The following is a 23,534-nucleotide window of genomic DNA, read 5'->3' as shown; positions in this document are numbered from 1 at the left end:
TGATTTTACCTCCTGAGTTGTATAAGAGTTCGTATTCGGATCAATACTTTTCCATAATACCAGTTTTGTGAAGCGCTGCCATTTAAACTTGGAAATAATGCAGCAGTATTTTGGTTGACAGTGATCTTGTCGATCTCATTACTTAAAACTGATTGTTTGATTGTGATATTGTAATCAAGAGCACGTTGCAGACATTGTTGCAATGTCCAGCTAGTCTGACCCTTTACATTGCCTATAAATAATAGCAATGCTATAAAAAGAGTTGAATATTTTTTAGTCATACAAGAATTCCTGTTACCGGGCGAAATTAGGATAAAACTAAAGATAAATTGGGTCGTTAACCAAGATTAACCAATTATTTTTTGGATTTCGGAATGCGGATTTCGGATTTCGGATTGTGCCTAAACCAACATCCTCCGTAAGTTTAAACATTAATATTATCTAAATTTAAAATATTGAATTTCAACACTTTATTTAGCGGCATGAAGTTGAATGACTTATTCAGTTGGATCAATTGCCTGATCCGAGATTCGAAATCCGAAATCATTTTTAGTGTACCGAAATCATATCCAGACTCACCTTCATGATCTGGCCCATGCTTTTACATTTTTTGAAGCGATCAGATTTGTAATGAATGGCTAGTTCTTCGCGCAGTTGGATGACTTTATCTTTTTGACTTATCTCATCACCTTCCATGACTTCAAGTAAAGAAGCTAAACGGAAGCGGGCGGTTTTCATTCTACGTGAAATCAGAGACCGTTCCTCAAGTTGATATTGAAGAATAGTTTCCTTATTCATATACTTTACACAAAGATCAACGTATGGATTATTTTCTTTGAAAAACTGTGGCAGGTACATGGTACGTTTACCTTCGTAACATTGCTGATCAAAATCAATTGCCCTAAAACGGAATTGAGTATCATCAAAATCGGCCGTCATATCAATAACAAAATTGTACGAACGCATATCACCGAGTAGTCTGACAAAACATCGTTCATTGAACTTAATAAATTCCTTTGCCAGTCGTGTATGATTAACGGTAAGATCACGGAGATTATTCTGAATGAATTGATCGCCGGGAATACCGATAATATGTTCTTCGACCAATGTATCAGCATTGACCATGTAATTGATCCTGTTCGGAGAGAGGATATCTTCAAATTCCAATCCATATACGCGAGAAGCATCAGCAAGTTTTACATAGAAGTAATCGTAGTTATCATTGTATTGATTTTTTATACGGATCCTGAACGGACGAGAATTTCCAAACGGGCAATAATCTATTCTGTCAACATATAAATGCTCCATCAATGACATATTTCCTTCTACCTTCATCATAGCATACGTCATCACCAGTCTGCGATTCAGTTCTTCCGTTTCCTGAGGTGTATAAAAAACTGTTTCCCAAAGGGTGTCTTGACCTGCCTTATTCGAAAGCTGGATTGAATAATTATACCGTAACAGATCCTGATAAACGAAAGGCAATTCTTCTATCCTCCCGAAGTCTTCAAGATAAATGAAGAGTTCTTCAGAAATAGGATAACTTTTCTTCTTTTTCGAGATTTCATTCATAAGGTATAAAATTAACGGATAAATAGTAAGAATTGTAAATCCATTAATAATATGATTAACAATCGGAATGTTAAGTAGAATGAATTCTGTGCAATAAAAGTCAGTTCAAAATAAAATTAAAACTACCTGACCTCTTTTGTTCTTTTTATCTCCGAATCCTGATAAAAATAATCCGTAAAGTTTTTGGAAGGGACATTTTTATCATTCAGGATAGAATAAACAACCCATAAAATTATTGCAGGTGAACAAAGGTATAAAAGGAATGTATATTCGAAATCAAACACACCGCCAAGTCCAAGGCAGTAAATCAAAACATAAATGAAGCTGAACACAATGGAGAACTGCATCATTGTTATATTTTTGTTCTTTTTCATACTAAAAAATATTAAAAAAATATGCCAGAGGTTTTTTCATGATATTTTTACTTTTCTCATTTTAAAAATATCATTTTCCTACTCCAAACTGAGTATTGTAATTTTTTGCTGAAGATGGTAGTTTTAAGAAATTCAAAAACCATAAGCTATGTCTAATTTACCTTTTAAATTGATAATAATTTCATTCCTGTTTTCGCTGAATGCATATTCTCAGGCCGGAATCATTGACAGCACTTTTGGGATAAATGGAGTTTCACAAACACCTTTGAGTTCTACCGGTCTTGCCACATCCAGGAACGTGATCGCTTTGTCTGACGGCAAGTATATTGTAACTGGTCAGGTCTATGTCGGTTCAGTCAGCGAACTTTGTATAACCAGGTTTAATCACAATGGTACATTGGACACACAATTTGGAACCAATGGAAAAACAACAACAGCAATCCCCGGCGGCATTCTGAATTATTCCTTTTGTTCAGTCATGCAGCCTGACGGAAAAATTGTTTTAGGCGGACATACTTATGATGGTAGCGGGACGCAATTTGTAGTTGCACGTTATGACAGCACAGGTAATCCGGATACACAGTTCGGTACAGGCGGATTTACTATTGCAGGAATTGGTGGAACAACATTTGGTGATTATGCACAAGGGATAGCTCTTCAGAGTAATGGAAGAATCATTCTTGCCGGTACTTCATATAATGGTGCCAACACGGATTTTACAATGGTTGCATTCGATCCGAATGGAATAGTAGACAGTTCATTTGGAACTAACGGAAGTGTAATTACAGCTATCGGTTCGGAGAATGACAATTGCTATTCGATTGCCGTCCAAAACGATGACAAGATCCTTCTGGCCGGGGATATTCAAAATGGAAACAATTATACTTTCACGTGTGCACGATATAATGAAAACGGGTCTTTGGACAACTCTTTTTCCACAAATGGAATAGGTCAATATCCAGTTGGAATTAACGACGATGACTATGGTTATAGTATCAAAGTTCAGAACGATAAGAAAATTGTATTTGGTGGAACTGCATACAATGGCTTCGATTACGATTTTGTTATTGTAAGAATTGATTCAAATGGAGTTCTGGATAATGGCTTTGGCTCGAATGGTATTGCAATGAGAGATTTTGGGACAGGGAATGACGATTGGGGCAGAGCAATAGAAATACAGTCAGATGGAAAAATTCTTGTAGCCGGAAAAACAAGTATTATTGGAAGTTCGTTCGGAGTTACCAGGTTCAATGAAGATGGAACTAACGATGCGACATTTGGAACAAATGGAATCTCATATATTCAGGTGGCATCAGCACAACACAATATTTATGGAATGACTCTGGATCTGAATTCCGACATCGTCATTTGCGGATCTGCGCCTGCAAGCACACCCGATAATTTCTTTTTGGTCAGATATCATTCAGGGTTAAATACAGGAATAGAAGATTTAACAGTAAATTCAGATTGGTCAGTTTATCCTAATCCCAATAATGGAAATTTTACTGTACAGGCAAACAGCAAATTTGACGAGTTAGAAATAATCGATATAAGTGGAAAAATTATTTACAAGACAATTTCAACAGATAATAATTTGTTTTCAGTTTCAATTAATTTAGAAAGTGGAATGTACTTTTTAAGGCTGAAAAAAGGGAATGAAATAGTTTCCGCTCCTTTGATTATTTATTGAAAATTTTTGCACGGCCCTTAAGGGCCGTGCAAAAATTTTTTCATATTATAGAATTACAGAACCTAACCAGCGTTCAACTTCTTCAATTGAAAGCCCTTTTCTTTCTGCATACGATCTGACCTGGTCTTTAGAGATCTTACCTAGCCCAAAATAATGTGACTCCGGATTTGCAAAATACAAACCACTTACTGAAGAAGTAGGATACATTGCCAGACTATCTGTCAATGTGATTCCTGTATTATTTTCAACATCGAGTAAATTCCAGATTGTATGCTTTTCAGTGTGATCAGGTTGTGCAGGATATCCGGGAGCAGGTCGAATACCTTTGTATTTTTCTTTTATCATTTCATCATTGCTCAATGTTTCATTTGAAGCATAACCCCAAAGTTCACGACGAACTTTCGCATGCATCAATTCTGCAAATGCTTCAGCAAGTCGGTCAGCTAATGCTTTCAACATTATGGAAGAATAATCATCATGGTCTTTTTCAAATTTCTCAATCCATTTCTCCATTCCTATTCCGGTAGTCAATGCAAATGCCCCGATAAAATCGGTTTCAGGTGCAGTAGTAACAGAATTTGATTTTGCTGCCGATTTCTGTTCCGCTAATACAAGTGATTTTGGCTTAATAAAATCTGCTAAAGCAATATTGGCAAAACCATCTGCTTTCCTGCTTTGCTGACGAAGTGTATGAAATTTAGCAACAGGTTTCGTTCCATCATGATCAAGTACTTCAATGTCGTCGCCTGTAGCCAGAGCAGGAAATATTCCAACAACAGCATTTGCAGAAATCCATTTTTCATTGATGATCTGCTTCAACATTTTCTGCGCATCATTGAAAAGCTTACTTGCTTCTTCGCCTCTTACAGGATCCTTCAGTATCTTTGGATAAGAACCTTTCATTTCCCAACTGATAAAGAATGGAGTCCAGTCGATATACGCAGCAATTTCTTCTATAGAATAGTCCCTGAATACTTTTGTTCCCAGCATTTCCGGTGCAATTATTTCAGAAGAATTCCAGTCAATTTTAAATTTATTTTCCTGCGCATTTTCCAGTGAAAGGATCTCTGCTTTCGATCTTGCATTGATATGATACTGACGAAGTCTTTCATTCTCTTCCGAATTATTCTTTACAAATTGTTCCCGGAGTCCTTTGGAAAGTAAATTAGAAACGACCGTTACGGATTTCGAGGCATCATTAACATGTATTACCGGATTAGAATAATTCTGCTCTATCTTTACAGCTGTGTGAACCTTGGAAGTCGTAGCTCCTCCGATCATCAATGGAATTGTAAAATTCTCACGTTGCAATTCCTTTGCAACGTGTACCATTTCATCCAGACTAGGCGTGATCAAACCACTTAAGCCGATGACATCAACATTTTCTCTTCGTGCTGCTTCAAGAATCTTTTCTGCAGGCACCATAACACCAAGATCAACGATGTCGTAGTTGTTGCATGCAAGTACAACTCCAACAATATTCTTTCCAATATCATGGACATCTCCTTTTACTGTGGCAAGTAAAACCTTACCGGCTTTACTTTGCTTTTCTGTTTTTTCAGCTTCCAGATAAGGAGTCAGATAGGCAACACCCTTCTTCATTACACGAGCGCTTTTCACAACTTGTGGCAGAAACATCTTACCGGCGCCAAAAAGATCTCCGACTACATTCATTCCATCCATCAGAGGGCCTTCAATGATATGCAATGTCTTTTCGTATTTTGAACGAGCTTTCTCAAGATCGACTTTGATATAATCTGTTATACCTTTGACCAATGCATGAGTAAGTCGTTTTTCCACAGGCTCTCTGCGCCAGGCTTCATCTTTTTCTTCTTTCACATTTACCTGGCCTTTCAGAGACTCGGCAATTGCAATCAATTTTTCTGTGGCTTCATCATTTTTATCGAACAAGACATCTTCAACTGCTTTCAGCAGATCAGCCGGAATATCGTCGTAAACCTGAAGCTGACTTGGATTCACAATTCCCATATCCATTCCGGCTTTAACACCATGAAATAAAAATGCAGAGTGAATGGCTTCACGAACTATATCATTTCCGCGAAATGAAAACGACACATTACTTACACCTCCGCTGACTTTTGCAAATGGAAGATTTTTCTTTATCCATTTCGTTGCTTCAAAATAATCAACGGCATTTTTTCTGTGTTCATCCATACCTGTTGCTACAGGGAAAATATTGGGGTCGAAAATAATATCCTGCGGCGGGAAATTTATTTCTTCGGTGAGTAGTTTGTAGGCACGTTCACAGATCTCTATTCTTCGTGAAAGTGTATCGGCCTGTCCTTTTTCATCAAAGGCCATTACGATCACAGCGGCGCCGTAACGACGTACTATCTTTGCCTGTCGTAAAAATTCCTTCTCTCCTTCTTTCAGTGAAATTGAATTCACGACAGATTTCCCCTGCGTACATTTCAAAGCAGTTTCAATAACCGGAAACTTTGATGAATCGATCATGATCGGAAGTTTTGCAATATCCGGTTCAGAGGCAATGTAATTCAGATAGGTTGTCATTGCATAATGTGCATCCAACATTCCTTCATCCATGTTGATATCAATGACCTGTGCTCCTCCTTCTGTTTGTTCACGCGCAACCGATAAAGCTTCTTCGTATTGTTCTTCCTTGATGAGTCGCAAAAATTTCTTTGAACCCGTCACATTTGTCCGTTCACCGACATTCATAAAATTCGATTCAGGACGAAGAGTAACAGCTTCAAGTCCGCTGATCCGTAAATAAGGTTCTACTTCCGGAATAGGGCGCGGTTTTACTGTTGCTGCAAGTTTTGCAATATGTGCAATATGTTCAGGAGTAGTTCCGCAACAACCGCCGGCAATATTTAAGAAGCCATGATTCAGGAAATCACTCATGTGATGGCCCATGTGTTCAGGTGTCTCATCATATTCTCCAAACTGATTTGGAAGTCCGGCATTTGGATAAGCACTAATATAGAATGGAGCTTTAACTGAAAGCTCTTCAATGTATGGGCGCATTTCTTTAGCACCTAAAGCACAATTCAGACCGATACTTAAAAGATCCATGTGTGATACAGAATTCAAAAATGCTTCTACAGTTTGTCCGGAAAGAGTTCTACCACTGGCGTCGGTTATCGTTCCTGAGATCATCAAAGGCAATGTGATATTCTTCTCTTCGAAAACCTGCTGTACAGCAAATAATGCTGCTTTAGCATTCATTGTATCAAAAATTGTTTCTATCAGAATAAGATCGACACCACCATCAATCAAACCTCTTACCTGTTCTACATATGCTTCTGCAACCTGATCAAACGTTACTGCTCTGAAAGCAGGATTATTCACATCCGGCGAAAGAGTTAGTGTTCTGTTTGTCGGACCTATTGCACCTGCAACCCATTTTTTCGAATCACCGGTTTCCAAACGATACTTCTCTACTGCAGCTTTGGCGATCTTAGCTGATTCATAATTCAGTTCATACGAAATATCTTCAAGACTATAATCAGCCATAGAAATTCTCTGTGCACTGAAGGTATTTGTCTCAATGATATCAGCACCGGCTTTCAGATACTGCAAATGTATTTCTTCTATGATCTGCGGCTGAGTGATTGAGAGAAGATCATTATTACCTTTTAATAAATGTGAAAAATCTGCAAAGCGTGTTCCGCGAAAATCATTTTCTTCAAGACGATAACGCTGAATCATAGTACCCATTGCACCATCGATTATCAGGATTCGTTTCTTTAATTCTTCTTTTATTGAATGTGGGTGATTCATTGATAAGTTTTAATTGAATGATCGGAATTGGGTTCATGTGAGGAATGGTTTGCAGGTTCCAGGTTTGCAGGTTTCAGTATGCAAACCTGTTAACCTGCAAAGCTGTTAACCTTTTAACCAAAATACATTTACACTTACTTCAAAAGACTTCAAAAAAAAATCTCCTCCGACAAAGTCAGAGGAGATTTTATATAATGATAGTATATTTTACAAATCGATTCTGACTTATCTGACTTCCTTTTGGGAAGAGCGAGTTGGCACCTTCTATTCGCTGTGGTGAATAAGGGTTGCCAAGGTTTCACAGGGCGCAATCCCTCCACCTTTCTTGATAAGTGTATCCGCCACCGGCGGATGAGTATTTTTTAAAGAACGATAAGCAAAAGTAATAAACAGATTGATTCAATCTGCAAATACCATCAATTAAGTATTACTTTTTTGGTGATCGTATTATTTTCGGTTTCAAAACGAAGGAAATAGATGCCGGATGAAAGATCTGCAACATTCATTTCTGTTGAATTGGTTGTCGCATGTATGTTGCGGCAAACTCTTCCTGTTTGATCCAGCAGAGTGATCTGCATAGCACCTTGCACCGGAGACTGGATAAACAATCTATCGTTAGCAGGAACAGGATAAACTTTTATTGACTGAAGAGGATTGTTTTTAACACCGGTTCCTAATACGATATTGACTGTATAATCTTCTGTTTCTCCGTAACCATACTCAGCACAATCACTTGTAGATAGAGCAGCAGCATTGAAGATATAACGAACACGCATTCTGGTAGGACCTAACACTGCAGTTGCAGGAATATTTATATTCATTACAAAATCTCCGGAGTTTTGAGGGATCGTATCGCTTATGTTAGTGAATTCACCTGCATCCTGGAAATCACCATCAGCATTAAAATCAAACCAGATACCTGCTCCGTGCGTTCCGGAACCGGCAGCGGAAGCAATTGTTACATCATAATAATCGCCTGTACCAAGGTCAGTAGTCAGACTACCAGTATCAGGGAATAATGTATAATTCTCCGGAAAAGTTCCGTCGCAGATCATTGTTTCACTTAGCAAAGTATTGATAGCAACTTTTCCAAGAGCATCGCAACCTGATGTATATTCAGGAATGCAATAGCAATCTAACGGTGGATTTTGACCCATGGTCACTACTGTTGAATATCCTGTAAAGCCACCGCACATAACCTCTAATCGATAATAAGAAGCTACCGATTGCCCGGTTACGAATACAGAAGTTGTGATTGCACCAGAAATATCATTCCAGTTTACATTATCAGTTGAAACCTGCCATTGAAATGATGTCCCGGTAACACTATCTGCACCAAGTACAGTAAGGTCAATTAAATTGAATGCACAAACTGAAGTGAAAGATGAACCTGCAGTACCACCATTTGGTGTGGAATTACAAGTCAACGGATAGTCTACGATCTGGACATTGTCAAGTGCCCACCACCAATCCCAGGAACCTGTCCATGTAAACCTTACACGAACATTGGCAGCTCCACCGGTTGGCAAAGTGTATAATGTGTGAGCAGCATCAGTAGTATCAGGAAATCCAACTGCAAGTGAATCATACACAATTGATGTCCATGTTGAACCTGAATTTGTACTGAATTCTATTCTGCGGGAAGAACCGCCGGAACTTGGACCGCCAAGTGGGAAATATTGTTCGTCCATTTCAAGAACAACAGCACCTGTAGCAGTTGAAATATCAATATCACCTGTTGTTAACGATGCATATTCATCTATGTTATCATTAACACTGTTCTCATCACTATCGAACATAGCAAAACTTGTATCAAAACCTGATCCTGCAATTCCACGATTGTAACGATTGTCAAAGATCCATACATTCATTGGTGTTACGCCAAGACTATCATTTGTCCAACCTGATGGCAAGGATTGAGAAGAAAATGTTTCTGTGTAAAGAACCGTCTGTCCACTTGCAGGTTTTACAAGTAAGAAAATTGACAGAAACATAAAAAAGGAGAGTAGAGATTTTTTCATTCGAGCGTGTTTTATGGTGTGACTTATAACTGAATATTATTCTGATCAAGAAATTCACGAAGGTTAGGACGCAATCTGCTTTTGTAAACTGAATGAGCATTGTCCTTTATTTTTCCTTTGCGAAGTTCGCGTTGACTTTCTATTGGCATTAAAGAAATTTCTTTACATGTCGGTGTACAACAGCCATTCATTTTCTGTGCGCATTTTTCGCATTGTATGAATAGTAAATGACAATCATCGTTAGCACAGTTTACATGAGTATCGCAAGGCTGGCCACATTGGTGACAAGAGCTGATAATATCTTCAGTGATCCGTTCACCCATACGATCATCGAATACGAAATTCTTTCCGATGAATCTGGAATCAAGTCCTTCAGCTTTTACCTGACGTGCATAATGAATGATACCACCATTCAATTGATTCACATCTTCAAATCCTTCATGCTTAAAGAATGCACTTGCTTTTTCACAACGAATACCTCCGGTACAATAAAGCAGGATTTTTTTATCCTTCTTATCTTTTAGCATATCAATGACCATTGGAAGTTCATCGCGGAAAGTATCAGCATCAGGAAGTATTGCTCCGCTGAAATGCCCCACTTCACTTTCATAGTGATTGCGAAGATCAACGACTATAGTTTCCGGCAACTGCATAGCATCATTAAATTCTTTTGCACTCAGATGATTTCCAACATTTGTTACATCGAAAGTATCATCCGGTAATCCATCGGCAACGATCTTGCTGCGAACTCTTACAATAAGCTTATAAAAAGACTTGCCATCATCTTCAACAGCAATCTTCAAATTGACATTTGAAAATTCAGGATGAGCATATAGGTCTTCAACGAATTTTTCAAAGTTATGAGTAGGTACAGAGATCTGCGCATTGATCCCTTCACGGGCAATGTAAATCCGGCCAAAAACCTGAAGCGCATCAAATTCTCTATAAAGAGAATCACGCATTTCATTGATATTTTCTAAAATCACATATCGATAGAAAGAAAGCGTGGTCCGGGGGAAGTCCTCCGCCATGAGCTTTTTCCTAAGGGTTTCCTTATCGTACTTATTGTATAACATTTGGCAAAAGTAGGGAATTTCTGAATTAGGTCAATGGGCAAAGGTCACATAGAGGAGGTAAATACCGCAAACTGAGTAAAAAACCAAAAGATACAACTCAAAAGATCAGTAAAGTCGACAGCAAATAATAGGTAATAATCATGCAGCTTAAAGTTCAAGCTTAATTAGACCGATAACATCTGCCAAAAAATGGGGAAATTTGAACAAAAAGTAGTCAATCATCAATTTTGTAGTCTATCCAATCAAAAAGATATTCTGGCTTGAAATCGATTTCAAATTCCTTAAGAAATGCAATGTATTCTTCTTTAAATTTTTCAGTGAGATGATGCTTTTTTTGATTCTTAATGTAGTTTATCACCGTTTGGACCTCAGAACGACAATAGGAAAATCCTCCATAACCCTCTTGCCAGGCAAATTCACGACCCAAACTCAATTTTTCATTAACGAATTTGTTTGAAGCTTTCTTTACTTCTCTCACAAGATCCGAAAGTGTACAGTCTGGACGTAATCCTATAAAAAAATGAATATGATCCGGCATACCGTTAATCGCAAGCATTTTTTGATTTTTGTTCTGTACTATTCCGGTGATGTATTTATATAACTCATCCTCGAAAGAAAACGGAATTAAACTTTGCCTGCCTTTAACTGCAAAAATTACTTGGATATGTATCTGTGTGTATGTATCGCTCATGGTTTTTTTTACAAAAATATAGAGACGTCTGCAGATTTCTGTTTAATATAAGAGGGGAAATGATCGATTTCAAAAACACCGATATGTGACCGTTCTACCGATATGTGACCGTTCTACCGATATGTGACCGCGCTGCGGTCATGCGGAATTGCTTTATTTCTTTTCTACCGATATGTGACCGCGCTGCGGTCATGCGGAATTGCTTTATTTCTTTTCTACCGATATGTGACCGCGCTGCGGTCATGCGGAATTGCTTTATTTTCTACCGATATGTGACCGCTATGCGGTCATAACCGCAGCCTTTGATCATATTGGGACGAAAGATTGTAAAAACTGCGTATGACCGCAGCGCGGTCACATACCGGTAGAAAAAGAAGGTGCGGAATTGGGTATGACCGCAGAGCGGTCACATATCGGTAGAAAAAGAAGGTGCGAATTGGGTATGACCGCAGCGCGGTCACATACCGTAGAAAAGAAGGTGCGGATTGGGTATGACCGCAGAGCGGTCACATATCGGTAGAAAAGAAGGTGCGATGGGTATGACCGCAGGCGGTCACATCCGGAAAAAGAAGGTGCGGAATGGGTATGACCGCAGAGCGGTCACATATCGGTAGAAAAAGAAGGTGCGGAATTGGGTATGACCGCAGAGCGGTCACATATCGGTAGAAAAAGAAGGTGCGAATTGGGTATGACCGCAGAGCGGTCACATATCGGTAGAAAAAGAAGGTGCGGAATTGGGTATGACCGCAGAGCGGTCACATATCGGTAGAAAAAGAAGGTGCGAATTGGGTATGACCGCAGAGCGGTCACATATCGGTAGAAAAAGAAGGTGCGAATTGGGTATGACCGCAGAGCGGTCACATATCGGTAGAAAGAGAAGGTACGAATAAATTATGACCGCAGAGCGGTCACATAAATTTCAATTGTGCGGGATATTAATGATCAAAAAATAAAAAATATTGAAGAAAAGAAGCGATCAATATTTGAAAAAATTCAAATTACAATTTTCGATTTTTGAAAAATATTTACGGTCTTTTTTTCTTCACATAAGCATAGATACCAATCCCTGCCAAAACATAAGGAACAGCCAACAAGTACATAATACCTGAATTCAACCCACGGCCTTTTTTGTCTTCATGTGCATCATGACTACTTTCTGCGACACGGCGACACATTGCACATTGGGCATTTGTATCGATTGAAAACGAACCAATAGAAATTAGTAATATGAGCAGGAATTTTTTCATTTCAGAATTGGCGATCAGAATTTGTAATAAGGTGATATCATCAGATAGACAATGACTCCTGTGGTTGTAACGTATAACCAGATCGGATAAGCCCAGCGGGTGATCTTTTTGTGACTACTCACCTGATTTGTCAGACCGCGGTACAAAGATAGTAATACCAAAGGCAATACGAAAGCAGCAAGAATGATATGTGAGATGAGAATAGTCAGATAAAGTGGAAGCTGTGGGTTGTCGGCAGGAAATTTCGTTTCTACACCAAAAGCATGAAAAGCAACATATGAAAGCAGGAAGATCGTGGAAATGACACATGCAGTAATATTGAGTTTTTTATGCATTGCAATATTTTTCCGTTTGATAAAATACAGTGAAAAAATCAACAGCAACGTAGTAGTACCATTAAGAATTGCATTGAGTTTGGGTAAAATTGCTACCCATGAAGGTATCTCATTTTGCTTTGGCAGAATCGACAGAATAAAAATCAATAAAAACACTACGATTGAAATAATGAAGATCAGTCGTTTGTAAAATGAATCGTTTGCAGTGAGATTAGTCAATGGTATTTATTTTTGTAATCTGTATTCTTCAAGTAACAATTTTGCATGATCGATCAATGAGTCAATCTCATTGGGCTCTGTTCCATCAAAAACACCGCGAATGTGTTTTTGTTTATCGATAAGTATTATGTCTTGCGAATGGAAAAAGTCGTTTTCTTCAGTACGTTGAGCTGCAGGGACAAGAAAGCCTGTTCTCGCCAGAGAATAGATCTTTTCTTTATCGCCGGTAAGAAACCACCATCTGGAATTATTTGCACGCATTTTTTCAGCATACGCAGCAAGTACAGGAACAGAATCTGTTTCAGGATCGACAGTAAAAGACAGAATGTGAAATTTCTCATTGTCTTTGAAAGCATATTGAACTTTACCCATCTGCTCATTCATCTTTGGACAAACAGTCTGACAGGTTGAAAAAAAGAAATTCGCAACATAGATCTGATCTTCCACATTTTTAGACCCAACTGTTTCCCCATTTTGATTTGTAAAAGCAAACTCCGGGATGGAATGAAAGGTTGTATCTCCTGCTGCGTTGATCTCAATCGGCCCAAGTATTGGTAAGGTCTTAAAATGATTATGGCCGGTAACTAATACCAGCCATAACACTACCGGGAAAAGTAAAATCACAAATGGAATTATTAATCTCTTCCAGAATTGATTTTTCATTTCAAATTAATAAGGAATTAATCCCAATGCTGTCCCTTCATAGATTGCTATGAAAATAAGGTAAACGATCAGGATAAATGGTAAGAGCAGCGACCATTTCATTGGTACCGCTTCGAATTTTAAATGCATGAAGTAGCCTACAATGAAGTAAGCCTTAACGATCGTAAGTACGATGAATGTAACAAGAAGTATATCTTTTGAAATTGAAGTGAATGAAATTAATACTTCGAAGATCGTTACTGCAAGCAGGATCCAGAAAACTCTCCAGATCATTTTAGTATTTAATCCGCCTTCATGACCATGGTCTACGGCGTGTGATTGTTCGTGATTTGCTGACATAGAATTCTTTTTTTAGAATTAAACGAGGTAGAAGAATGTAAAGACGAATACCCATACAAGATCGACAAAATGCCAATAGAGTCCGACCTTTTCGACAAGTTCATAGTCCTTCTTACGTTCATTGAACCCTGATGATACTAAAGCCAATGTAATAATGTTGATGACCACTCCGGAGAATACGTGGAATCCGTGAAATCCGGTGATAAAGAAGAAGAAGTTGGCAAACAAAGGTGTATTACCGTATTCATTTTCTTCAAGATTTGCACCGATAATATTTTTCTTTGATGTAGCAATCAATTCAGTTGCTTCAGCGCCTTCTACTTTTGATCCATCGCGGAATTTTAAAACCCCGGGCTCGAGATCATCAGTTCTTCCAAAGCGACCATCTGCTAAAACATAAGCACCTTTTTCAGAACCATGAATGAAATGATACCACTCCCAAGCCTGTGAGCCAAGGAACATAAAACCACCAATGATGGTAAGTACCAACCATTTTTCAACAGCTTTCTTTTTAAACTTATGTCCGGCATCAACAGCAAGTACCATTGTTACCGAAGACATGATGAGGATGAACGTCATCAAACCAACATAAGCCAATGGCATATGACCATGGACAAACGGGAAATGGGTGAACACTTCATTTGGAAGTGGCCAGATATCCGGAAAACGGTGACGCATTGCACCATAAGCAATCAGTAAACTTGAGAATGTAAATGCATCGGATACAAGGAATATCCACATGAATAATTTTCCCCAGCTTACATTAAACGGAGAAACATCGCCGCCCCAAATGGACTTAGAAGGAGATGTTGCTGTAGAATGGTTTGCCATGAAATTCGTGTTGGTTTTATTGTGGTTTTATACGTGATTATCTGTTGTAGTTACTATTATCGGATGTAAAGTAAAAAGAAAAATAAATACACCCACAGTCCATCAAGGAAATGCCAGTAAATCGCACACATACTCAAGCCGTTGTGATTTGCTGCAGTGTATTTGCCTTTCGTTGCGCGCGAAAATACAATAATTAATGAGATTATACCTGCCAATAAGTGAAGAACATGTAAACCGGTAATCACATATAAAAATGAGCCCGCGACATTTCCAACAGCTCCGGCTTCAGCTAGAGTTTCTTTTCCGGAAGGAATGTAATTGAAATTCGTTTTGATGTCACTCACGGTTCCTGTTAAAACGATACCGCTTTGATAAAGATCTGACCACGCAAGATATTGAGTAAGCGTAAATCCAATGCCAAGTAACAAGGTGATAAGCAGTCCTGTACGAATCTGTGCTATCTGCCCCTTTTTCGCTGAACTCACTGCCCATTGCATGGAAACGCTGCTCAGAATAATTAGCAAGGTACTGATACTGAACATTGAAGGTATAGAAAACTCAACCCATTTGCCTTCACCTTGGCGAACAATGTATGCTGAGGTCAATCCTGCAAAAAGCATTACGATACTAACTATTCCAAACCACAACAATGCTTTTAATGCTTTTCGTTTTACTTCCGCTTCCGAAAGGTTGTTGAGTTGGATTTCCTGTGCCATGGCCATTTTATAATATCTTATTTAACATCCAAATTATCTGAACTACAGGTAAATATATAAACGACCCAAACATTAACCGTTGTGCTGATTTCAAATCACATTGATTGAAAAGCCTTAAGGCCTGAAGAGTAAATAATATACCTGTTATTACCATTAATATTGTTGCAATGATTCCTGTAAATCCGAAAACGATTGGCATAATTGCCAAAGGTATCAGACAAATAGAATAGACTAATGTTTGAAAAGCAGCTCCTTTTGTACGGCCCTGGCCGGTTGGAAGCATTTTAAATCCTGCCTTTGCATAATCGTCATGAAGTACCCAGGCAATTGCCCAAAAATGTGGAAACTGCCAGATGAACTGAATGGCATATAGCACCAAAGCCTCCATTCCAATTTCATTTCTTCCTGCAACCCAGCCTAATAGCGGCGGAAAAGCTCCCGGAAATGCTCCGATCAGTACTGAAAAAGGGGTAATTTTTTTTGATGGAGTATAAACAAGTGTGTATAAAAGTAAAGACAACAAACTAAGAATCCCGCAGAGTGGATTTATTCCCACCCAAAGAATTAATACTCCGCTGATTCCCATAGCAATGGCGGCGGCATAAGCTTCAGGAACTGTCATTCTACCGGTAGGCAATGGTCTGTTTGCTGTTCTGTCCATTAATTTATCAAGATCCTTTTCAATGATCTGATTAAAAGCGTTGGAAGAACCTGTGACGAGAAAACCTCCGGCAGAAAGTAAAAAAAGTGTTTGCCAGCTAAAGCCATTGCCCATTGCAATGATGTAACCCATTGCCGCTGAAAAAACGACAAGACTAGACAATCTGAATTTCGTCAGTTGAATATAGTCCTGAATTCGAGTTGAAAAGTTCACAGAACCGGAAATACTTAAGGATTTTTGTTGCATTGCCCTAAACCGGGAGGCAAGATTACTGCTTTTTTCTCAGATAAAAAAGACTGCGCCCGGTAGAAACAACTTCTTTCTCCAAAAGTTGTTCCTACGTTGAACCGGGCAACAATTCATGGGTCCAAACTAGTCTGCGTTTGTGGTATTATTGTCTATGAGTACATAAAATTACCAAGAACAAAGGTGATTTAACATTTGAAGATGAACAATACTTAGTTTGTAGTATGTCAATCTTGCCTTATATTTATGAAAATTGCATTCACAATGCACAAACCGGTTATTAAGTATATTTTTTTACTTTTTCTCTGCGGAATTTTTAGTCCTGCTGTTTCACAGACAAAGCGGATCGAAAGCTTAAGAACATTGTATCAGTCAACTACTGACAAGAGCAAGCAAGTTGATTTACTTATTCAGATCTGTGAACAACACAACTCATTTTCACCTGATACCCTACTCTATTATTATTCAATTGCTAAAAATACTTTCCCGCAAACACAGCTACAATCATATCAATTGGAAAATTTCTACCTGATCTATATGATAAAGATCGGAGAAGGTGAAAAAGCTGTTGAACTAAGTGACAGCTTATTGAAAAATTATCAGGCCACATTTCCAAAAAAGTATTACATGGAAATTCTCAACAATAAGATCGCCGGATTGATCAGAAAAAATGAAAGTAAAGCTGCAATCGAAAATTCATTTGTACTGTTAAATATTGCTGAAAAAGAAAAAGACACTTTGTTCATTCTGAAATCATATACACTTTTAGGATGGGCCAATATGGAAATCGAAAAATATACTGATGCAACCAAATGGCTCAACAAGGGAATTTCACTTACTACAAATGAAAAATTACTCCGGAGTGTTCCTGCATTGTTCTCAAACAATGCTTCATGTTATAACAATCTTTCGAAAGATGATTCGGCATTATATTTCGTGAATAAGGCATTATATTTTGCAAAACAATCAGAACATCTTGCAGCAGTCTGCAATGCATTAAACATTCGTGCGAGTATAAATATTAAGAAAGAATATTTTGCCTTTGCTGAATCCGATATGAATGAAGCCCTGGCTGTAAGGGAAAAGATAGGTGATCCATTTTACATCATAGCCGATATGGGAACTTTGGCGACATATTACGCTATGCGTAAAATGCCTGAAAAAGGGATTCCGATCTCAATGAAGGGTATAGACCTGGCGAGGAAAACGAAAAATATTCCCCGACTGATTTATCTCTACCAGACTTTAGCAGAAAATTACAAAGTGTCTAACATGCAAAATGAATATGCAGATGCTTTAACAAAGATCATCGACCTGAAAGACACATTGTATCAAGAAAATTCGGAGGATGCACTCGCTGTTTTACAAACCAGGTATGAAGTTCAGAAGAAAGAGAATATTATTCTTCAGCAAAAATTAAAAATCGAACGCAACAATTATTATCTGGCTGGGAGTACGATCGTTTTCATACTTGTAAGTTTGCTGATCATTTTATTATATCGCAATTACCGGCATGTACAGAAGATCAAACTTGAAAATTTACTTCAGGAACAAAAGATACTTTCAAGAGAAGCGGTAATCAAAGCGGAGGAAGCAGAACGAAAGCGGATCGCAGCTGATCTGCACGACAATCTTGGGTCGTACGCAGCAGCTATTTCATCAAATACAAAATCAATCAAGGAGAGTCCTGCGGCCTCGGCAGCTACTATCATTCAGCTTGAAGAGAATGCACAGAATATGGTAACTCAGTTAAGTGACACGATCTGGGTTTTAAAAAACGAACAGCTTCCATTCACCAGTTTATGTGACAGATTTAAGGTATGGATGCAAAGATTAATGCGGAACTATCCTGAAATAAAATACAATTTCAATGAAGAGATCATTCATGATCTGATCTTCTCCCCTTCCCGGATGTTACATTTGTTTCTGATCATGAAAGAGTGTGTTACAAATTCTCTCAAACACAGTCAGGCAAAAGAAATCACCATCAATTTCTATTCTGATACCGAATGGAAAATTGAAATCGCAGACAATGGAAAAGGATTTGACACTTCGAATTATCTCCGGGGAAGTGGAATTGAAAACATCAGACACAGAGTTGAAGAGTGTAACTGGAGAATTGAACTTGAAAGTAAAAAAGAATCCGGAACGAAAATCAGAATTTCAGGAAATACTACAAACTAAGTATGTTATTTTAATATTAAGTTCAGCAAATTTGAAAAGTGAAAGCAATCATTGAGAAAATAAAAATCGGTCTGACTGAAGACAATAGAGTCAACAGGAACACCTTTATGGATAAGGTCGGACAATATCCCGAACTCGACGTGATCGTGACTGCAACGAATGGACATGATTTTCTGGAACAATTAAAAAAACTTGAAAGCAGTTTATTGCCAAAAGTTGTTTTTATGGACATACAAATGCCGGAAATGAACGGCATTGATACAATTAAGATTGCAAAGTCTATCTATCCGGAAATACATTTTATTGTGTTGACAGTTTTTGAAGACAATGAAAATATCTTCGAAGCAATAAGAGCCGGAGCTTCAGGATATCTCTTAAAACATGAAAACTATTTTACTATCAGAGAAGCTATTGAAGAAGTGTTAGAGTATGGCGGCGCTCCAATGAGTCCAGCAATTGCACGGAAGACACTTCGTTTGTTAGGAGAAAAGAGAAACGAAGTTGTTACGACAGAAAAATCCGAGATTGAAAATCTTCTTACAGACCGAGAGTACGAGATGCTCCAGCACATGATCAACGGGTATGATGCAAAAAGAATTGGCGAGATAACCGGAATCAGTGCATTGACAGTGAGAAAACATATTGCAAATATTTATAACAAACTTCACGTCAATTCTAAAGCGCAGATAATTTCAATGGCACACAAGAATAATTGGGTTCGGCCCATCTAAAATCATGGAATTTTAAATTTCATTTAAACAGATCTTCCACAAAAATTTCGCTCGTTGTTTTTTCATTGAGGATACCTGCCGCCAATTCAACAAAATTCTGGCTGATCTTTTCCCGAATAAAATTTTCGCCGATTGCTAAAGTATTTGGTAGTGAATTGGCGGGTTTATCATAACGAATTTTTGCGATCGCTTTTTTCAACCCTTCTTCAGTATAATCATCCAGGCTATAGATGTTGTCGAAATTCTCAAGAAGAGAAACGGTTGCTCCTTTTCCAAGAAAAAGAATAGGAAGGCCGGTTGAAAGATATTCATAGATCTTGGAAGGAATTGCAGTATCAAATTCCGGTTTTAATCCGCTGTACAAAATCGATGAGCTTTGATAATAAGGAATGATGCGTGCCCAGCGGAGCTTACCCGGAATAAACACATTTCTTACATCCTCTTCTAAAAGATATTTCTGAATACACTCACGGGCATTTCCATCGCCTATCAGATTAAGTTTTACACCTTCCTTATTCCTGATAGCTTCGATCAAGGGAATAAAAACCTGGGCTGAGCCTATGTTACCTATGTAAGAGATTATAAAATCTTTTTTCGGCTTCGAGTAACGGACAGTTTGCAAGAATCTGAACTTATCTTCCGACAACCCATTTGGAACAACCCTTATTTTTTCTTTCCTGACATTTGCATTCGACAGAAGCCATTCCTTTTCAGATTGATTTGTAACGGTCATTGCAGTAAATTTTTCGAAGCTGGCATGTACTGATTTCGTTACTATTTGCTTGACCTTTCTGTTCAGTATATTTTTTTCAGGAAGATAATGCCAGACAATATCCCTGATATCAGCAACAATCATTCTGCATTTGCATAGTTTTGCAACAGCATTCAAGAGAAACATAAAAGGGGAAGTGAAGAGTACAAGGTCACATTCCACAGTATTTGAAAACCGTACAAGCTTTCTTGCATAAACCCACTCCATCAATGCACGGATAATATAAAGCCCCTTTGGATAATCCGGCATGTATAAATAATGCACATGCAGATTGTCATTCCACATTTCAGTAGTTGCGCGGGCTTTCTTTCCTCTTTCAGTCAATGTAAAAACATTCACATCAAAACTAGCAGAAAGTACACGGGCAGCACTTTCCATCCGGTGAGAAGCGGCAGTGTTTTCCGGCGTAAAATGCGGAGTGATGATATTGATACGTTTTCTTGGCATTGAAGCCGTGAAGATAATGGAATTTTCAGGGAATAGATTAAAGTTATTTGCAAACTACTAACAAATAAATTTTTAACACTAAGACCACTAAGTTTTTAGCACAAGTGTTTAAGTGACTTATATGAAACGAATATATTTGAACTTAGTTATAAATTTATCACAGACTAAACAACGAAGTTATTAGCGGAAGGTAGTATCTGTGTTCTTGTGAAAATTCTAATTGAGTTTAGCAGGTTGTTTCATAGAAAGTTTAATGCATCCGGTAGAAGTTTATCTACCCGTAGTCAGATTATTCTAAATTGTTAAATGGGGGTGGACCTATTCTCAACAAGACATGGCGCGCTCCCGGGATTTAAATTTTTTCGAGAAAGTATAATTGAAATTAAAAAATTACAATACTAAAAGCCTACCATTGACTTATTTTATCAAACTTAAAGTAGTAACTAATTCTCCGGAAAAATCAATCTTTACAACGTAACATGGAATTTGTTTTCCAAAAGCAACTGCGTAATAGTTTTCTTTTATCTCAATAGCAGAAGAATTTCTGAATTCAATCTTGACAAATTTAGAGAACAGGGAGTCATCCTTTTTTATCAATCTGTTTTTCTTATCAATGTGCAGATAAGCACTGCATTTAGAGGAAGCTTGCCTGTAATTTTATCAGTTATCACAATTCTATCCTGCTCAAATAAAATTTTCCGCGTATGTCTGACTCCAATATGCTGGTATCCGTTGTGAGAAGCTTCAAGTTCATTAGGTGTTTGTTTGATAAGGTTGACCTTTGCTCTACGTCCGGCTCTGAATGATCCATAAATCTCACTTTGATTTTGTTCATTCACTACGACTGTGTTATGCGCAAGTGTTGATCTTTCATGAATTCTCAGTTTTGATGGTTCATACGTAGAAACACCGGTATCGATAATAAATGGATCTCCGAATACATGTAATATAAAATGAAATGTGTCAGCATGCGAGTGGCCGGGAGCTTCGGGTGGCGTAAGGCCATTCACATCTACAAGCATTTCAAAATTTCTGTTTCTGAATTTCCTGAATCCACTTTCTTTGAGTGCATGACCGGAAGCTTTTACTCCAATATCATTTGCAATTTTCAAGATTGCATTAATTCCGGGCCCATAGCCTTCACAACTATCATTCACTGCAGGGAGTGACCCGTTTCCAAATTGCATGTGTTTGATCCATCCGAGCATAACAGAAACTTTTTCTTCTACTATAGCTAATACCGGTTTGACATTGAAATTTGACTTCTTAAGAATTTGTAAGCATTCCAGCAATCGGTTGGTTGTCCATAGATGATACATCGGACACAGTTCGAAATGTGCTCCATCCGGTAGAATTTGTTTTTCAAGAGAATTCAAAAGGATCTTCGAAGAGAAATGAAATAACTTTTCATGTTCAAAAAAATGCGAAGCAAATAATAGCGCAAATCCATTTTCCAGTAAATGATTATTTCTTAAATGAATTTCAGAATTCTTTCTGACATACAATGCCTGAGAGAATACAAATGCATTAATTTCCGGGAGATCAATACTGTGACGTGAACAAAATTTAATGATATTAATTATTCGAAGAGAAGCACAATGCGAATCATATCGGGTCCTGTTCTTTTTTATTTCTTTAATAAAATCACGGATCAGATATAGTCCATCATCCACAGAAGTATCGAGGTGACTAAGATACTCAAGGGAGTTCAGCCTGATATTCCATAGTTGACCGAACTCGTTAAAATTCCAGTCAACAGTTGAAGAAAAATTTTTCTCTTTATTCAGAAATGAAAACTTCCCGGTTTTATAGACAGAACTACTACAATTTGAAGGCAAGAACTGAAGAAAGTTAACCTTGGGACTTTTTTTAATTGGTGGCGGAAAAATGTGTTTATCATAACAAAACTTTACTAACCGGTACTGAAATTTAGCACCTAGCTGAGCGGTTTTAAAATGACTCACTGTACGACCTAGTCGAAAGACTTTATCCACGTAAAAACAGATTAGAGACTAATTTTAACCCGTATAGCTCTTTCAAGCTTCCCTTCAAGGGTTATTACAAATATAAAATTTTAAACGTGATTTCCAAAAGCAATAATTCAAATTTTCAGGCATGGTTTTTAAGACCTCTGTACAAATCCAAAACCTTTTTTGCAAAATCAGGTTGTCCATCATGGGTTACATTTGGTGCCGGATTTACATTTTCCAGGACTGATGTCAATGATGCAATATCTCCGGATTTGAACAAATGAACACCCTTTGGTCGTTCTACACAATCACTGGCAATTACTTTTACACCGGCATTCAACGCTTCCCTGATGGCAATACTATCCCCATCGGTTATCGTTGGTCTGATATAAGCACTCAGAAATTCAGTCAAACTGCTGAAGTCGATTTCATCCGTCAGATAAATAACTGCTTTTCCCATTTTGTTTAGAAGATCTACTTCAGGTCTATAAATAGATTCCATTGCACCCATTGGATCCAGAAGCAGCAAAACCTGATTTTGCGACGATGAATTTTCATATGCTTTTAACAAAAGATCAAATCCATAGATGTCCTTTCCGTTAAAAAGTGCAGGTTGATTTGAAGGATGCGAAGAAATTGCAGCTATGACACAATTAAAACCTTTTAGTCTGGTCACTAATTCATCATTCAATGATTTAGTATTGATTGCGGAAATATAAGCCGGGATAATAAATGTTTTACCATCCGGAATATCAGATGAAACCGAAGATACAAGTATAACACGATCCGATAAGGCATGTAACTTTTTTTCAATTTCAGAACCTGCATCCCGAACATTATGTCTGGTATAAACAACTTTTTTCCGAAAGCCTTTGCTATTCTTGCAATGATCATTTTCCACTTATTTGAAATATGAAGATGCATGATATCACATTTCAGAAAAAAAACAATTGCAGTAATCAAGTTGGATGATTTCAGATACCT

20 protein-coding genes and 1 riboswitch are annotated in these 23,534 nt (G+C 37.8%); of the genes, 3 read left to right on the top strand and 17 right to left on the bottom strand.

Annotated elements, in window-relative coordinates:
* Positions 1 to 5: 5 nt before the first annotated feature.
* From IPL24_06200 to IPL24_06190, 3 genes are all read right to left on the bottom strand, one after another.
* Positions 6 to 281, bottom strand: a complete 276-nt coding sequence (locus IPL24_06200) for a hypothetical protein (protein ID MBK8363282.1) — start codon at positions 279 to 281, stop codon at positions 6 to 8.
* A gap of 268 nt (positions 282 to 549) precedes the next feature.
* On the bottom strand, positions 550 to 1,572 hold the full coding sequence (locus IPL24_06195; GenBank protein MBK8363281.1) for a hypothetical protein: 1,023 nt from the start codon (positions 1,570 to 1,572) through the stop codon (positions 550 to 552).
* Positions 1,573 to 1,694: 122 nt separating this feature from the next.
* Complete coding sequence (locus tag IPL24_06190; GenBank protein MBK8363280.1) at positions 1,695 to 1,946, bottom strand: hypothetical protein; 252 nt, start codon at positions 1,944 to 1,946, stop codon at positions 1,695 to 1,697.
* 148 nt (positions 1,947 to 2,094) lie between these two features.
* Between IPL24_06190 and IPL24_06185 the strand changes: the two genes are divergently transcribed.
* Positions 2,095 to 3,636, top strand: a complete 1,542-nt coding sequence (locus IPL24_06185) for a T9SS type A sorting domain-containing protein (protein MBK8363279.1) — start codon at positions 2,095 to 2,097, stop codon at positions 3,634 to 3,636.
* Between the two features lie 45 nt (positions 3,637 to 3,681).
* On the opposite strand, the gene metH is transcribed toward IPL24_06185, so the two are convergent.
* From metH to cyoE, 11 genes are all read right to left on the bottom strand, one after another.
* Complete coding sequence (metH, locus tag IPL24_06180) at positions 3,682 to 7,401, bottom strand: methionine synthase (protein ID MBK8363278.1); 3,720 nt, start codon at positions 7,399 to 7,401, stop codon at positions 3,682 to 3,684.
* A gap of 222 nt (positions 7,402 to 7,623) precedes the next feature.
* A riboswitch (SAM riboswitch) is annotated at positions 7,624 to 7,736 on the bottom strand.
* Positions 7,737 to 7,817: 81 nt separating this feature from the next.
* Positions 7,818 to 9,422 carry a T9SS type A sorting domain-containing protein gene (locus IPL24_06175; GenBank protein MBK8363277.1) on the bottom strand — a complete coding sequence of 535 codons (1,605 nt, stop codon included), beginning with the start codon at positions 9,420 to 9,422 and terminating at the stop codon, positions 7,818 to 7,820.
* Positions 9,423 to 9,445: 23 nt separating this feature from the next.
* Positions 9,446 to 10,498 carry a rhodanese-related sulfurtransferase gene (locus IPL24_06170; GenBank protein ID MBK8363276.1) on the bottom strand — a complete coding sequence of 351 codons (1,053 nt, stop codon included), beginning with the start codon at positions 10,496 to 10,498 and terminating at the stop codon, positions 9,446 to 9,448.
* Between the two features lie 214 nt (positions 10,499 to 10,712).
* On the bottom strand, positions 10,713 to 11,189 hold the full coding sequence (tnpA, locus tag IPL24_06165) for an IS200/IS605 family transposase (GenBank protein ID MBK8363275.1): 477 nt from the start codon (positions 11,187 to 11,189) through the stop codon (positions 10,713 to 10,715).
* 1,025 nt (positions 11,190 to 12,214) lie between these two features.
* Complete coding sequence (locus tag IPL24_06160) at positions 12,215 to 12,436, bottom strand: hypothetical protein (protein ID MBK8363274.1); 222 nt, start codon at positions 12,434 to 12,436, stop codon at positions 12,215 to 12,217.
* 14 nt (positions 12,437 to 12,450) lie between these two features.
* Entirely contained in the window at positions 12,451 to 12,990 is a 540-nt protein-coding gene (locus tag IPL24_06155) for a DUF420 domain-containing protein (protein ID MBK8363273.1), read from the bottom strand.
* 6 nt (positions 12,991 to 12,996) lie between these two features.
* On the bottom strand, positions 12,997 to 13,653 hold the full coding sequence (locus IPL24_06150; protein ID MBK8363272.1) for an SCO family protein: 657 nt from the start codon (positions 13,651 to 13,653) through the stop codon (positions 12,997 to 12,999).
* Between the two features lie 6 nt (positions 13,654 to 13,659).
* The gene (locus IPL24_06145) at positions 13,660 to 13,992 is read right to left on the bottom strand and encodes a cytochrome C oxidase subunit IV family protein (protein ID MBK8363271.1); all 333 of its coding nucleotides are present in this window, start codon (positions 13,990 to 13,992) and stop codon (positions 13,660 to 13,662) included.
* Between the two features lie 18 nt (positions 13,993 to 14,010).
* Positions 14,011 to 14,823 carry a cytochrome c oxidase subunit 3 gene (locus IPL24_06140; protein MBK8363270.1) on the bottom strand — a complete coding sequence of 271 codons (813 nt, stop codon included), beginning with the start codon at positions 14,821 to 14,823 and terminating at the stop codon, positions 14,011 to 14,013.
* A gap of 56 nt (positions 14,824 to 14,879) precedes the next feature.
* A complete protein-coding gene (locus tag IPL24_06135) occupies positions 14,880 to 15,539 on the bottom strand; it encodes a cytochrome c oxidase subunit 3 (GenBank protein MBK8363269.1) in 660 nt (219 codons plus the stop codon).
* A gap of 7 nt (positions 15,540 to 15,546) precedes the next feature.
* Positions 15,547 to 16,446: a protoheme IX farnesyltransferase gene (cyoE, locus tag IPL24_06130; GenBank protein MBK8363268.1), complete on the bottom strand. Its 900-nt coding sequence runs from the start codon at positions 16,444 to 16,446 to the stop codon at positions 15,547 to 15,549.
* Between the two features lie 246 nt (positions 16,447 to 16,692).
* On the opposite strand from cyoE, the gene IPL24_06125 reads away from it, so the two are divergent.
* Together IPL24_06125 and IPL24_06120 are read left to right on the top strand one after the other, a co-directional pair.
* Complete coding sequence (locus tag IPL24_06125; protein MBK8363267.1) at positions 16,693 to 18,630, top strand: hypothetical protein; 1,938 nt, start codon at positions 16,693 to 16,695, stop codon at positions 18,628 to 18,630.
* A gap of 38 nt (positions 18,631 to 18,668) precedes the next feature.
* Positions 18,669 to 19,361: a response regulator transcription factor gene (locus IPL24_06120; protein ID MBK8363266.1), complete on the top strand. Its 693-nt coding sequence runs from the start codon at positions 18,669 to 18,671 to the stop codon at positions 19,359 to 19,361.
* A gap of 19 nt (positions 19,362 to 19,380) precedes the next feature.
* Here the strand turns inward: IPL24_06120 and IPL24_06115 are convergent, their stop codons facing one another.
* From IPL24_06115 to IPL24_06105, 3 genes are all read right to left on the bottom strand, one after another.
* A complete protein-coding gene (locus tag IPL24_06115; GenBank protein ID MBK8363265.1) occupies positions 19,381 to 20,580 on the bottom strand; it encodes a glycosyltransferase in 1,200 nt (399 codons plus the stop codon).
* 593 nt (positions 20,581 to 21,173) lie between these two features.
* Entirely contained in the window at positions 21,174 to 22,418 is a 1,245-nt protein-coding gene (locus IPL24_06110; protein MBK8363264.1) for an alginate lyase family protein, read from the bottom strand.
* A gap of 271 nt (positions 22,419 to 22,689) precedes the next feature.
* Entirely contained in the window at positions 22,690 to 23,451 is a 762-nt protein-coding gene (locus tag IPL24_06105; GenBank protein ID MBK8363263.1) for a hypothetical protein, read from the bottom strand.
* Between the last annotated feature and the right edge of the window lie 83 nt (positions 23,452 to 23,534).

This window comes from Bacteroidota bacterium, assembly GCA_016711505.1.
Classification (GTDB): domain Bacteria; phylum Bacteroidota; class Bacteroidia; order AKYH767-A; family 2013-40CM-41-45; genus JADKIH01.
The sequence above is the reverse complement of the archived record's forward strand: the minus strand, read 5'-3'. Positions and strand labels throughout refer to the sequence as shown.